At 62.2% G+C, this 13174-nt stretch carries 14 protein-coding genes and 1 tRNA gene; 11 read left to right on the top strand and 4 right to left on the bottom strand.

Annotated features, from left to right (window positions below; translation table 11 throughout):
• Positions 1 to 78 precede the first annotated feature (78 nt).
• The gene (locus P7F60_RS05475) at positions 79 to 939 is read left to right on the top strand and encodes a LysR family transcriptional regulator (RefSeq protein ID WP_277916706.1); all 861 of its coding nucleotides are present in this window, start codon (positions 79 to 81) and stop codon (positions 937 to 939) included.
• A 19-nt stretch (positions 940 to 958) separates the two neighbouring features.
• Here P7F60_RS05475 and P7F60_RS05470 read toward each other — a convergent pair whose 3' ends face one another.
• Positions 959 to 1270 carry a hypothetical protein gene (locus P7F60_RS05470; protein WP_277916705.1) on the bottom strand — a complete coding sequence of 104 codons (312 nt, stop codon included), beginning with the start codon at positions 1268 to 1270 and terminating at the stop codon, positions 959 to 961.
• Between the two features lie 222 nt (positions 1271 to 1492).
• Here P7F60_RS05470 and P7F60_RS05465 point away from each other — a divergent pair, with 222 nt between their 5' ends.
• Both P7F60_RS05465 and ilvC read left to right on the top strand, forming a co-directional pair.
• Complete coding sequence (locus P7F60_RS05465) at positions 1493 to 2146, top strand: TetR/AcrR family transcriptional regulator (protein ID WP_277916704.1); 654 nt, start codon at positions 1493 to 1495, stop codon at positions 2144 to 2146.
• Positions 2147 to 2196: 50 nt separating this feature from the next.
• Positions 2197 to 3216 carry a ketol-acid reductoisomerase gene (ilvC, locus tag P7F60_RS05460; protein WP_277916703.1) on the top strand — a complete coding sequence of 340 codons (1020 nt, stop codon included), beginning with the start codon at positions 2197 to 2199 and terminating at the stop codon, positions 3214 to 3216.
• 57 nt (positions 3217 to 3273) lie between these two features.
• Here ilvC and P7F60_RS05455 read toward each other — a convergent pair whose 3' ends face one another.
• On the bottom strand, positions 3274 to 3780 hold the full coding sequence (locus P7F60_RS05455; RefSeq protein WP_277916702.1) for a thermonuclease family protein: 507 nt from the start codon (positions 3778 to 3780) through the stop codon (positions 3274 to 3276).
• A 304-nt stretch (positions 3781 to 4084) separates the two neighbouring features.
• Between P7F60_RS05455 and P7F60_RS05450 the strand changes: the two genes are divergently transcribed.
• On the top strand, positions 4085 to 5314 hold the full coding sequence (locus P7F60_RS05450; protein WP_277916701.1) for a PLP-dependent aminotransferase family protein: 1230 nt from the start codon (positions 4085 to 4087) through the stop codon (positions 5312 to 5314).
• Between the two features lie 31 nt (positions 5315 to 5345).
• On the opposite strand, the gene P7F60_RS05445 is transcribed toward P7F60_RS05450, so the two are convergent.
• Positions 5346 to 5720: a DUF4189 domain-containing protein gene (locus tag P7F60_RS05445; protein ID WP_277916700.1), complete on the bottom strand. Its 375-nt coding sequence runs from the start codon at positions 5718 to 5720 to the stop codon at positions 5346 to 5348.
• 385 nt (positions 5721 to 6105) lie between these two features.
• Here P7F60_RS05445 and P7F60_RS05440 point away from each other — a divergent pair, with 385 nt between their 5' ends.
• The 4 genes from P7F60_RS05440 (at position 6106) to P7F60_RS05425 (ending at position 9189) form a co-directional block, all read left to right on the top strand.
• On the top strand, positions 6106 to 7212 hold the full coding sequence (locus tag P7F60_RS05440; protein ID WP_277916699.1) for an endonuclease/exonuclease/phosphatase family protein: 1107 nt from the start codon (positions 6106 to 6108) through the stop codon (positions 7210 to 7212).
• Positions 7209 to 7961, top strand: a complete 753-nt coding sequence (locus tag P7F60_RS05435) for an NUDIX hydrolase (RefSeq protein WP_277916698.1) — start codon at positions 7209 to 7211, stop codon at positions 7959 to 7961. Before P7F60_RS05440 ends, P7F60_RS05435 begins: the two co-directional genes overlap by 4 nt.
• Before the next feature lie 54 nt (positions 7962 to 8015).
• Positions 8016 to 8927 (top strand): PhzF family phenazine biosynthesis protein, encoded by a 912-nt coding sequence (locus P7F60_RS05430; RefSeq protein ID WP_277916697.1) that lies wholly within the window; start codon positions 8016 to 8018, stop codon positions 8925 to 8927.
• Positions 8928 to 9113: 186 nt separating this feature from the next.
• Positions 9114 to 9189 (top strand) — tRNA-Lys (locus tag P7F60_RS05425).
• Between the two features lie 489 nt (positions 9190 to 9678).
• On the opposite strand, the gene P7F60_RS05420 is transcribed toward P7F60_RS05425, so the two are convergent.
• Entirely contained in the window at positions 9679 to 9921 is a 243-nt protein-coding gene (locus P7F60_RS05420) for a DUF982 domain-containing protein (protein WP_277916696.1), read from the bottom strand.
• 263 nt (positions 9922 to 10184) lie between these two features.
• Here P7F60_RS05420 and P7F60_RS05415 point away from each other — a divergent pair, with 263 nt between their 5' ends.
• Genes P7F60_RS05415 through P7F60_RS05405 form a run of 3 tightly spaced genes read left to right on the top strand, consistent with a single transcriptional unit; the run spans position 10185 to position 13167 of the window.
• Positions 10185 to 11696, top strand: a complete 1512-nt coding sequence (locus P7F60_RS05415; RefSeq protein WP_277916695.1) for a CHASE3 domain-containing protein — start codon at positions 10185 to 10187, stop codon at positions 11694 to 11696.
• A complete protein-coding gene (locus P7F60_RS05410; RefSeq protein ID WP_277916694.1) occupies positions 11693 to 12130 on the top strand; it encodes a response regulator in 438 nt (145 codons plus the stop codon). The genes P7F60_RS05415 and P7F60_RS05410 overlap by 4 nt, the downstream gene beginning before the upstream one ends.
• Complete coding sequence (locus P7F60_RS05405; RefSeq protein ID WP_277916693.1) at positions 12130 to 13167, top strand: histidine kinase dimerization/phosphoacceptor domain -containing protein; 1038 nt, start codon at positions 12130 to 12132, stop codon at positions 13165 to 13167. The genes P7F60_RS05410 and P7F60_RS05405 overlap by 1 nt, the downstream gene beginning before the upstream one ends.
• Positions 13168 to 13174: the final 7 nt, after the last annotated feature.

Genomic DNA, 13174 nt, shown 5'->3' with positions numbered 1-13174 from the left:
ACTTCAACGGTTGACATTTCACAAACGAATAGAAAGAATATCAGCAATAGAATTCGTTCATGGCTGGCGAGGGGTGCTATGAAGCTGGAGAGCGATCTGTTGCGGACCTTCCTGACGGTGGCCGAAACGGGTAATTTCACCCGCGCCGCCGATACTGCCGGGCGCACGCAATCGGCCATCAGCGTCCAGATGCGTAAGCTGGAGGAGACCATCGGCGACGCCCTGTTCGAACGCGGCTCACGGGGGGTGGCGCTGACGCCGAAGGGGCGGCAGCTTCTCTCTTATGCCCGACGCGTGGTTTCGCTGCTGGACGAGACGGCGGCGGCGCTGTCGACGCCGCAATTGCGCGGTCTGGTGCGCATCGGCATTCCCGAGGAATACGGCCATTCGGTTCTGCCGAAGCTGCTCGGCAGTTTCGATCTGCAGCATCCCGATGTCGAGGTGACGGTGCGTTACGGCAATTCCCGCGCCAATACCGCGGCGATGGCGCGCGGCGAACTGGACCTTGCCGTCGTGTTCGAACATGCGGGCAATACCCATCACGAGGTGCTGATGAGCGATCCGACCGTCTGGGCGACGTCGTCGCTGCATGAAACGCATCATCGCTCGCCGTTGCCGGTCGCCATGTATGCCTCGGAAAGCTGGTTTCGCTCGACGGCGCTGGCCGGGCTGGAGCAGGGCAACGTTCCCTATCGCATCGCCTATGTCAGCGACAATCCGACGGGGCTCGGCGCGGCCGTCACGTCCGGGCTGGCGATTGCGCCGCTTTCGCGCAGTTGCATTCCCGAGGGCTGCCGCGAATTGACCGTGGCCGACGGCTATCCGGCCATCGACCAGTCGAATGTGGTGATGGTCATCGGTTCGCGCGGACATGACCGCGTCGTGCAGGGCATGGCCGATGCCATTCGCGACGCCTTCCGCCTGACGGCACCACACTGAGCGGGCATGTGAAAATCGCCTATCGCCCGATGCGCTTGCAATCGAAGGCGTCGCCGCTGGCATCGGAAAGCCAGCCCATGCGGGTGGTGGTGACGCCGGAAACCCAGAAGCCGTAACCGTCCTCGAACATGAAATGGTAATCGCCGTCCTGCTGCTGGATCCTGTCGATCTTCAGCGGCCCGTCACCGGGATCATAGGTATCGGCGGTGAAGGTGAAGACGCCGACGCCGCAGTCCCAGCGCCCGACATAGGGCGGCTGCCTTGCGCCGGCGGCAAAACCCGTTCCGGCGCCCAGCCCCAGAATGCAAAGCGACAGGACGATAAATCTCATGGAAATGCTCCGTTCGGCAGGGCTCCAGGCAGAAGGACTCGGGCTGCGGCCAAGCCGGCGGCAGGATTGCGGATTGCACAGGTTTTCGCAAGCGTGGCAAGGCCGGCTTCCCCCGTTTCCATCTTCGGCCAAAAAGCCGCAAAACCGGCTTGACGCGGGGGCGTGGCTGCGGCATAAACCCACGAACCGTACCGTACGGTACATGTCTTGGAGGAAGCAAACGTGTCGTCCGATCCGCTGACAGCGCCGGAATTCTCGCCGCGCCAGAACGCTGTTCTGGGCCAGGCGTTGCGGCTGCTCGTCGATGGCGGCGAGAAGGCGCTGACGACGGCGGGGGTGGCGCGTGCCGCCAACTGCTCCAAGGAAAGCCTCTACAAATGGTTCGGCGATCGCGACGGCCTGATCGCGGCGATGATCGCCTTCCAGGCCAGCAAGGTGCGCACTTTCGAGCGTGACGGCGAGCGGCTGAATGTCGCAAGCCTGCGTGAGCATCTGGTGATGTTCGCCAAGGATCTGCTCGAAGTCCTCTCCGGCGACGTCTCGCTGGCGCTCAATCGTCTCGCGGTCAGCCAATCGAGCCGCGACGGCTCCAAGCTCGGCGAATTGCTGCTGGAGCATGGCCGTCGCCAGATCGATCGCCGCGCCCGTGCGCTGATCGATGCCGGCCGCCGCGCCGGGCTCTTGACCTTCGACGATGGGGAAGAAGCCTATCGCACCCTTTACGGGCTGATCGTTTCGGATATGCATGTCCGCATGCTGCTCGGGGAGCGCCCGCAGGGCGATTTCACCCAGCGCGCGGAAAAGGCTGTGCGCGCCTTCCTGACGCTGCACGGCACGGCAAAAACTTTGGCGGAGGCGGGCCTGGCGCCCGTCTGACGCCGCTCGGATACAGACATACAGACAAGCACAAGGGAAGGACATTCGAAATGCGCGTCTATTACGATCGTGATGCCGATCTCAACCTCATCAAGTCGAAGAACGTCGCCATCGTCGGCTACGGCTCGCAGGGTCGCGCCCACGCGCTGAACCTGAAGGATTCCGGCGCCACCGGCGTCGTCATCGCCCTCAAGGCCGGTTCGCCGACCGTGAAGAAGGCCGAAGCCGACGGCTTCAAGGTCATGACCGTTGCCGAAGCCGCCAAGTGGGCCGACCTGCTGATGATGGCGACCCCGGACGAACTCCAGGCCGACATCTATAAGAACGAAATCGCCGGCAACATCCGTGACGGCGCCGCCATCGCGTTTGCCCACGGCCTCAACGTTCACTTCGGCCTGATCGAGCCGAAGGCTTCGCTCGACGTCGTCATGATCGCGCCGAAGGGCCCTGGCCACACCGTTCGCGGCGAATACCAGAAGGGCGGCGGCGTTCCCTGCCTCGTTGCCGTTCACCAGAACGCTTCGGGCAACGCCCTCGAACTCGCTCTCTCCTACGCCTGCGGCGTCGGCGGCGGCCGTTCGGGCATTATCGAAACCAACTTCAAGGAAGAGTGCGAAACCGACCTCTTCGGCGAACAGGTCGTTCTCTGCGGCGGTCTGGTCGAGCTGATCCGCGCCGGTTTCGAAACGCTGGTCGAAGCCGGTTACGCCCCGGAAATGGCCTATTTCGAATGCCTGCACGAAGTGAAGCTGATCGTCGACCTGATCTATGAAGGCGGCATCGCCAACATGAACTACTCGATCTCCAACACCGCCGAGTGGGGCGAATACGTCACCGGCCCGCGCATCATCACCGCCGACACCAAGGCCGAGATGAAGCGCGTCCTCAAGGACATCCAGACTGGCAAGTTCACCTCGGACTGGATGCAGGAATGGAAGGCCGGCGCGGCCCGCTTCAAGGGCATCCGCCGCAATAACGACGCCCACCAGATCGAAGAAGTCGGCGCCAAGCTGCGCGGCATGATGCCCTGGATCGGCAAGAACAAGCTGGTCGACAAGGCGGTCAACTAAGCTCTTTGAACGAGAGGGCCGGAGCATTCGCTTCGGCCCTTTTCACTTTAAGCGGGGTCAGCACCAAGGGCGCCGTTGTCCTGTCCATGGGCGTGCCAGTTCTTCGCGGATTAAAATATCTCCAACTCCGCGCCCGTTGACGGCGATGGTCCGAAGCAATCTGCCGTATTTGTCTTTGTCCCGATCACCCGATCCTTCGATGCGGATTGCCCCTTGATTCAGGAGCGATACCAATCTGTTGGCGGCTCGCTCGCCGCGTTCCCGTTCGGAACGGCATTTCGGATTGGTGATCTCGGGTGTATCGATATCGGCGACGCGGATCTTTTCGCCGTCGAGCCAGACCGTGTCGCCATCAACCACACAAGTTACCCGCTTGCCTTTTCCGCAACGCTCCCAGTTGCTGTGGAAGTTTTGCGCCGGTATGGATGTTTCGACGGGATCGATCTCGAAGATTGGCACATTTTCGCTGACGATTTTCACAGGATTCGATGATGGTAGGAGCGTGTTTGCCAGATGATTGAAGGTGCGATGCAATCCTTCGCCTAAGCTTGCGTCCCGCAGCATGGTCTCCGCCACTGCTCCGCCTATGAAAGCGGTGGCAACAATACAGCTTATGAGGGCTGCGAAGCGCTTCTGGCTGTTTCTTTTATGCCGGCTCGCATATTTCCATTGTATAATCTCGACCATAAGCAACCATAGGTATTGTCTCTAAAAATTCTCAAAAACAATTCGCGACAATTTTAAGGAATGCACATCCGGGCGGCGATGTTTGCGTAACGGCGAATTCTTTCTCGGAGATAGGTCAGCATTGTTGACATAAATTTCCGTCCGTGGTCCTCTGTCGAAAACGACAAACGGAGGAAAGACCATGCTGGATTGGGACCATATCTTCGCCACGCGTTCCTCGCGGATGCGCGCATCGGAAATCCGCGAATTGCTGAAACTGCTCGACCAGCCGGAGATCATCTCCTTTGCCGGCGGCATTCCCGATCCCGCGCTGTTTCCGGACGAAGAATTCAAGGCGGCCTATGCCGACATTTTTAGCGACGGCACGGTCAATGCCGCCCTGCAGTATTCGGTCAGCGAGGGCTACAAGCCGTTGCGCGAATGGCTGGCCGGCGAGATGGGCAAGCTCGGCATCGCCTGCGGCGCCGAGAATGTCTTCATCGTCTCCGGCTCGCAGCAGGGGCTGGATTATCTCGGAAAACTGTTCCTGTCGCCGGGCGATACCGCGCTCGTCACCTGGCCGACCTATCTCGGCGCGCTGCAGGCCTTCAACGCCTATGAGCCGGCCTACGACCAGTTGACGCTGAACGGGAACCGCACGCCGGAGTCCTATCGCGCGGCAGCGGCAAAGACCGGCGGGCGCGTCAAATTCGCCTATCTCACGGCGGAATTCTCCAATCCGACCGGCGAGACCTTCGACCGCGCGGCGCGCGAGCGCGCCATCGATCTCGCCGACGATCTGGATATCGCCCTGATCGAGGATGCCGCCTACCAGTCGCTGCGGTATGACGGCGAGAGCATCCCGCCGATCATGGCGCTGGAAATCGCCCGCAAGGGCGGCATCGAGGCGACGCGCACCATCTATTGCGGCAGCTTTTCCAAGACTTTGGCGCCGGGCCTGCGCGTCGGCTACATCGTTGCCAATTCCACCGTCATCCGCAAGCTGGTGCTGATGAAGCAGGCCGCCGACCTGCATTCCTCGACCATCAACCAGATCGCCATCGCCCATGTCGCCTCGCGCCATTTCGAGGCCCAGGTGTCCAAGATCCACGCCGCCTATCGGCAGCGGCGCGACGCCATGCTGGCGGCCCTGACGAAATACATGCCGGAGGGAACGCATTGGACGAAACCGGAAGGCGGTATGTTCATCTGGGTGGCGTTGCCAGAAGGCATGGATGGCGCCGCACTTCTGGCGAAATCGCTTGAGACGGTCAAGGTCGCCTTCGTGCCGGGCAAGGCCTTCTTCGCCGATGGCTCCGGCGCCAATACGCTGCGCCTCAGCTTCTCCTGCGCCAACGACCAAATGATCGACGAGGGCATCCGTCGTCTCGGCACGCTGATCGCCGGCGAGATGCAGCAGGCGGCCGCATAAGGTGAAGGGGCCGCGAGGCCCCTTTTTCGTCTCAACGCGCGCCGGAGCACTGCCAGCGGATGACCGAGCAGTCATCGGAATAGCTGGCGCAGCTATTGACCGCCTCGCGCTCGGCGCGGCGGCGGTTGTTGCCCCAGCCGGAGCCCCAGCCATCCGGCCCGGCGGCGATGGCGCCGCAGGCATTCTTGAACCACAGAACCTCGCAATCGCTCTCGCCGCAATTGTTCATGGCGGTGCGCTCGGCCGCGCGGCGCGAGGGGTGATCGTAGGACCAGCCGAGTGACCCTGTCTCCCGCGAATAGGCGATGGCGCCAAAGCTGTCGCTCGCATGGGCAATAGCAGGCAGCACGGCGGCCACGAGACCGGCGGCGAAGGCAAGCACGGACAGGGGCTTGATCGAAGGCATGGTTTTTTCCGGGGTTGGCGCGTCCGTGGGACGGCGGAGGTTGCACCCGCCGACGCTAACCGTTTGCCGGATATAAAAAAATATATACGGCTTACCAGTTTCCGGACTTTTTTTGACATTTGGAATTTGCTTTTGCGCGCCTTGCGGTAGAGCGTTTCCGCTTTTCTTCGAACGCGAAAACACTCTACCTCATTGTTTTTTCGCATTTCCAGACGGTAAACCGGTATCCACTTTTCCTGGAAATGCTCCAAAGCGCGTCGCGATCTTTCAGATTCGCTCTTCGCGGTTTCGATTTTTGTTTTTCGCATGTCGTTCTCGCAAAACTGCTGCACACTTTTGCGCGACATGCTCTAGTCTGCGGCAAAGCTCGAACCGGAAGTCATGCATGTCCCTGCGCCTCGCAACCTTCAATGTCGAAAACCTGATGACGCGTTTCGATTTCACCGGCTTTCGAAACCAGTTGCGGCAGGATCGGGTGATCAGGCTGTTTTCGGTGCAGGGGGAGGAGCAGTACAAGCGGCTGGAGGAGGCGCGGATGATTTCCTCCACCGACGACACCCGCCAGCACTCCGCCCTGGCGATCGCCGATGCGGATGCCGATATCCTTTGCCTGCAGGAGGTGGACGACATGGCGGCCCTGCATGCCTTCGAATACGGCTATCTCTATCGCATGGTCGGCAATGGCTATCGCCAGAAATTCCTGGTCGAGGGCAATGACACCCGGGGCATCGACGTTGCCGTGCTGATGCGAGAGGAGACGCTGGATGGCGAGCGTATCGAGCTGGTCGACATCAAGAGCCATGCCGGCATGACCTATCGCGAGTTGAAGCCCGGCGCCGGCATCGTCCTGTCGGCCAATCCCGAAGAGAAGATTTTCAAGCGCGACTGCCTGGAACTCGACCTGCGCATCGGCGGCGAGGCGCTGACGCTCTACGTGGTGCATTTCAAATCCATGGGGCCGGGCCGCGAAGGCGCGGACGGGCGCGAAGCGACCATGCCGATCCGCATGGCGGAAGCGCAGGCCGTGCGCCAGATCGTCGAGCAGCGATTCGGCGTCGGCAACACCGCGCGCAAACGCTTCGCCATCTGCGGCGATTTCAACGACTACCAGGAGCGCATCATCATTGAAGGCGACCGCCGCAATGGCTATCGTTTCGTGCCGGCCAGTGAGCCGAAAAGCAGCCTCGACGTGCTGACCCATGACGGCTTCGTCGAAAACCCGATGCGCCGCCGAGACATCATGGATCGCTGGACGCTCTATCATTCGCGCGGGCCGGCCGAGCAGCATCTGTGCCAGCTCGATTATATCCTGCTGTCGCCGCATCTGGCCGAAACCAATGCCGGCCGCATTCCTGAGATCGTTCGCGCCGGTCAGCCGTTCCGCACCCTCTTTCCGCCGGGGCAGGCGGTGGAGCGCTATCCGCGCATCGGCTGGGACCGGCCGAAGGCGTCCGACCATTGCCCCGTCGTCATGACGCTCGATCTGGCATGAGCGGGCTGTTTCCCGAAAACGGGCCGGCGGAAATGCAGGTGTTTCCGCTGCAATCCATCGATCTCGTGGTGATGCCGGACGATCATCCCTTTCATGCGGCCGAATCGGCCGCTGCGGCGGAAAACTGGCGTGATGAAATCGCCGCCAATCCGGCGCTGTTCGATGGCCGCATGGTGTTTTTCGACCGGGTGCGGCTTGCCGGCGGCGCGCTTCAGGCGGAAGGGCATCTGATGCCGCTCTCCTCTTTCCTGTGGTGGCGCAAGCAGAAAACGCCGTTGCGCGGCGTGCATATTTTCGGCTGGGCGATCCCGATCTCCAGCGATGGCGCCGTCATCGCCATCCGCATGGGGCCGCAGACGGCCAATGCCGGGCTGGTCTATTGCGCCGCCGGCTCGCTGGATGCCAACGACATCGTCGGCGACCGCTGCGATCTCTCCGGCAATCTGCGCCGTGAGGTGCTGGAGGAAACCGGGCTCGATCTTTCCGAGGCCGAGCCTGCCTCCGGGTGGTACGGGCTGCATCGCGGTCGCCGCGTGACGCTCTACCGCTACTTCCGCTTCGAGCGGACGGCCGAGGAACTGCTGGCCGCCATTGGCCGGCATATGGCGATCGACCACGAGAAAGAAATCGATGCGGCGGTAGCGATCCGATCGGCAGATCCGACGGCCCATCCCTATAGCCAAATGATGCTGCCGATCCTTCGACAATTCTTCGAAGCGGTTGATGGGGGCAGAAAGGGTGTTGCGTGACCCCAAGCGCTTGTTGCACCTTGGTGGCACGAGGCTGATACCGAGGAGAATAGCGTGACGCGTGCCTACAGCATCTACGATGTCTTCACCGATACGAAACTGGCGGGCAACCCGCTGGCGGTGGTGTTCGATGGAGATGGCCTGGCGGATGACACGATGCAGCGCATCGCCGCCGAGATGAACCTGTCGGAAACGGTGTTCCTGTCGGCGCCGGAAAGCCCCGGCCATGCGGCGCGCGTGCGCATCTTCACGCCGGCGCGGGAATTGCCGTTCGCCGGGCATCCGACGGTCGGCGCGGCCATTGCGCTGGCCGAGCGCGAGCACGGCGACGGCACGCTCGATCTGGTCTCCGTGCTGGAGGAAAATGTCGGGCCGGTCCGCTGTGCGGTCAAGCTGCGCGAGGGCAAAGCGGGCTTTGCCGAATTCGACCTGCCGCGCAAATCGGCCGAGATCGCCATGCCGCTCGACCGCCAGGGGCTGGCGGATGCGCTGGGCCTCAGCATCCGCGAGATCGGATTCGAGAACCATGTTCCGTCGATCTGGAGCGCCGGCGTGCCCTTCCTGATGATCCCGGTCCACGACCTCAACGCGGCCACCAAGGTGGATTTCGACACCGGTCTGTGGGAGCGCACCGCGCCCTTCTGCGAGGGACGCTTGACCTCGGCCTATGTCTATTGCCGCGGCGGCGTGAACCATCAGGCCAAATTCCATGCGCGCATGTTTTCCCCCGACATGGGCATTGCGGAGGATCCGGCCACCGGTGCGGCCGTGGCGGCCCTTTCGGGCGCGATCCGCCATTTCGATGCGCTGCCGGACGGGCATCACGCGATGATCGTCGAGCAGGGCGTCGAAATGGGCCGCCCGTCCTTCATCCATCTGCATATCGATGTGGAGGCTCAGGACATTTCCGGTGCCCGCATCGGCGGTCAGGCCGTGCGGCTTGCCAGCGGCACGCTGAATCTCTGAATTTTTTTGGAGGCTTATCTTCTTGTTTTCATGCCTGTTCATGCCGAAAAATACGAGCAGTAACAGCCGAGGCCGGGCACTCTGAAAAAAAAACTTTCACAATTTTCGGTTTTTTGCGGAGGGGCGCTAGACAAGGTGGGGAATCCCCTTTATACGCCCTCTCACGCCACCGGAAACGGGGCGGACGGGTGATTAGCTCAGTTGGTAGAGCAGCTGACTCTTAATCAGCGGGTCGTAGGTTCGAGCCCTACATCACCCACCACTTTCAATAGCTTGGCAGAAACTTCTAAAGTTCGACCTGAAGAAATTCAGCTCGCTTCGATGCTGGGCTTTTTGGCTTTTCCTTCGTTTTAGATTCGGTGTGTTCCAGAGGGCGACGGCATGTCCGTGAGGCCGGATGTCTGATTCGCGAATGGGACCACGGCGGCGATCCCATTCGTCTGGATGGCGGAGTTTACCATTCCTCATCCTGCGGCCAGCGGGGCGGGGGGCCGAAGAACAGGGCGACGGCAGCGGCGCAGAGTAGAACTCCCAAAAAAGACCCGAACATCGTTTTTCCTTCCTCGATTGCTCGATGAAGGCATCATCGCAGCGATGGAGCCAGAGCTCTGTTCCCCCGGAAACAAGAGATTTTCAACGGAAATCGATGTTCTTCTTGAGAGCGGGCATTGCCGCGACAATGTCATTTCTCCCGGTGCATCACCTGGTCCCGACAACGCTGGCGTCCGCTGCCGGAAGCTGGCCTGCGGTTTCAATGCAGCTTGAGGTGGGCTTCCTCGAGGGCGGTCCGGAAGACTTCGCGCGCCTGTTCAACACTCTTGCGACCATCGATGGCGGCGCGGCAGACGCTGCGGGCAGCGACATAGCGCGGGCCGCGGCGATCCGGCCACAAATGGTTCAAGCAGTTCAGGGCTTCGGCGGGGCCGCCGATGGCGCGCACGCCGGCATAGACGAAATCGACTTCAAGGGGCTGGCCCCAGGTCACAGTCTTCATGCAATCCTCCCGTCATCCTCCAATGATGCCGGCGGGGCCGACAGCACCGTTGACACTGGATTTAAGCATCGAATGCGCGGCTTGGCCACCACAATTTACGCCTGTAACCATCCATATTTTCGTGTTCGGACGGAACCTGAATCCGTGTTATGCGTTTCGAGCCACGTTGCGCGTCGCGGGGGATAGGCGACCGCCTCGCGGGCGCGGGAGAGGCTTTTCCGGAACCGGCGTGGTTCGACGGGTTTTGTCATGCGGATGGATCGTTGCGTCGAATATTCACGCCCCTTGCTCCCTTCTGGCGCTCCATGCGCCGCTCGATCCCGATGGCGCTGGTCGGTGGCATCGCCTTGCTTGCTGCCATGGTCGCGGCCTCGCTGTTCTTTGCCCGCGAAGCCTCGCGCGATGCCAATGAGGCGCTGGCCGCCGTGCGGCTGCACGCCCGTTCCGTGCAGGTGTTCGGCGCCTTGCAGGATGCCGAGACAGGCCAGCGCGGCTACCTGCTGACCGGCGACGAAAGCTATCTCGAACCCTATCTGCGGGCTCGTTCGGCGGCGGAAAGCAGATTTCTCTCCCTGGAGGACCAACTCGACGATATCGGCATGGCGCATGCGCGCATCGCCGAGCTGGATGGGCTTGTGCGCGACAAGCTCGCCGAACTCGACAGCACCGTCGAGCTCTACAAGCGCGGCAATGCGCAGGCGGCGCTCGCCGTGGTCGAGACCCGACGCGGCAAGGAACTGATGGACCGCATCCGCCTCGTCATGTCCGACATCGAGAGGCTGGGAACCGGCAATGCCAAGGCGCGCGTTGCGACGCTGGACACGATCACCTCGTGGCTGACGGCGTTCATCGCCGTCAGCGCCGGCCTACTGGCGATCATCGTCGGGGCGGTGCTGCATCGCCTGGTGAGCCATGCCGTGGCGCTGGAAGGCGCACAGGAGGCGCTGTCGCGCATCAACGAAACGCTGGAGGAAAAGGTGGCCGTCCGCACCGAGCACCTGCAGCGTGTCAATGCCGAGGTGCAGAGCTATGCCTATATCGTCGGCCACGACCTGCGCGCGCCGCTGGTCAACATCATGGGATTCACCGAGGAACTGGACCGTTCGGCCCGAATTTTTCGCGAATGGCTGGAACGCCAGCCGGGTCGGGACGACGGCGACGCTCGCGCTGCGCGCCTGGCGGTCGAGGAGGAGATACCGGAGGCGCTCGGCTTCATCCGTTCTTCCACGCGGCGCATGGACCTGCTGATCAACCAGATCCTCGTGCTGGCGCGGGCGGGCACGCGTTCGTTGCATGCCGAATATGTCTCTGTTGGCTCGCTGGTGCGCGAGAGCCTCGACAGCCTGCGCCATCAGATGCAGGAACGCGGCATCGAGGCCGAAATTTCCGGTGCGCTGCCGCCCGTCGTCACCGACCGGCTTGCCTTGCAGCAGATCCTCGGCAACCTTCTCGAAAATGCGGTGAAATACACCGATTCGTCCCGCAAGGGTCGCATTGCGATTCGCGGCTGGCTGGATGGGCTAGCGGTTCACCTCGAGATCCGCGACAATGGCCGCGGTATCGCGGAAAAGGATCTGGAGCGGATTTTCGAGCTGTTCCGCCGCTCCGGGCTCCAGGACCAGCCGGGTGACGGTGTCGGGCTGGCGCATGTGCGGGCTCTGGCGCGGCGGCTCGGCGGCGATGTGAAGGTGCAGTCGACGCTTGGCGAAGGAACAGTGTTCACCGTCACGCTGGCTGCCGATCTGGGGCGCGAGCAGAAGGAAGACGCGAAATGAACAATGCCGACGCCGTGCGCATCGTGATGATCGAGGACGACGAAGGCCATGCGCGGCTGATCGAGCGCAACATCCGCCGCGCCGGGGTGATCAACGAGATCGTGCCGTTTGCCACCGGCGGCGACGCGCTGGCCTACCTTTTCGGCGACGGGGAGCCGCTGCGCGGGATGCAATTGCTGATCCTGCTCGACCTAAACCTGCCAGACATGAGCGGCCTCGACATCCTCGAACGCGTCAAGGCCGATCCGGTGCTGAAACGGGCGATGGTGATCGTCCTGACCACCACCGACGATCCATGCGAAATCCGCCGCTCCTACGATCTCGGCGCCAATGTCTACGTGACCAAGCCATTGCAATACGACAAGTTTGTGCAAGCCATCCAGCAACTCGGCATGTTCGTGTCGGTGATGAAGATTCCGGAAGCGGAAGCGTGATGAACCCGATCAGAATTCTCTATATCGACGACGACGATACGCTTTGCGCGCTGGTGCGGCGCAATCTCGAACGTCGGGGTTACCAGGTGCATATCGCCCATGACGGCCTTGCTGGCCTGACGCGGCTGCGCGCGGGCGATATCGATGCCGTGGCGCTGGATCATTTCCTCGGCGGCGAACTGGGGCTCGATCTGCTGCGCGTCATCCTGGAGGAGGTCGGGCATATTCCGGTCATCTACGTCACCGGATCCAGCGACACCGGCGTTGCCGTCTCCGCCCTGAAGGCGGGTGCCGACGACTACGTCATCAAGAACGCCACCTCCGACTATGTCGACTTGCTGGCGGTGGCTCTGGAGCAGGGGCTGGAGCGGGCGCGCTATCGCCGTGAAGCCGCCGAGGCGCAGGAGGTGATCCGCCAGGAGCGCGATCGCGCCGAACTGCTGCTGACCGAGGTCAACCACCGCGTCGCCAACAGCCTCGGCCTGGTTGGCGCGCTGGTGCGCATGCAGGCCTCCGTGACCAAGGACAAGGCGGCGGTCGACGCCCTGCAGGAAACCCAGATGCGCATCAATGCCATCGGCAGCGTGCATCGCCGGCTCTATACCAGCGCCAGGGTCGGGCAGGTGGATTTCACCGATTACCTTTCCAGCCTGCTGTCCGAGCTGGAAAGCTCGATGCATGACGAGCGGCGGCCGCATCGGGTGACGCTGGATGCGGTGGCCCTGACCCTCACGACCGACAAGGTGATCACGGTTGGTCTGATCATTTCCGAACTGGTGACCAATTCGTTCAAATATGCCTATGAGGAGGGGGACGGCGGAGAAATCCGCGTGCGGGTCATACGACCGGAAGGAACGCGCATCCGCATCACCGTCGAGGACGACGGGCGCGGCTTTGCCGATGGCGATCCCGTCAAGGGCACCGGGCTCGGCACAAAGATCATGTCGGCGATGGCCTCCAGCCTCGACAGCCGGATCGAATACGATCCGGCTTATGCGCAGGGTTCGCGCGCCGTCTTCGAATTCGCGGTGGAATAAGGAGGAA

Source organism: Rhizobium sp. YJ-22, assembly GCF_029601685.1.
Lineage (GTDB): Bacteria > Pseudomonadota > Alphaproteobacteria > Rhizobiales > Rhizobiaceae > Metarhizobium.
Note: the sequence above shows the minus strand (reverse complement) of the source record. Positions and strands in the feature narration are given on the sequence as shown.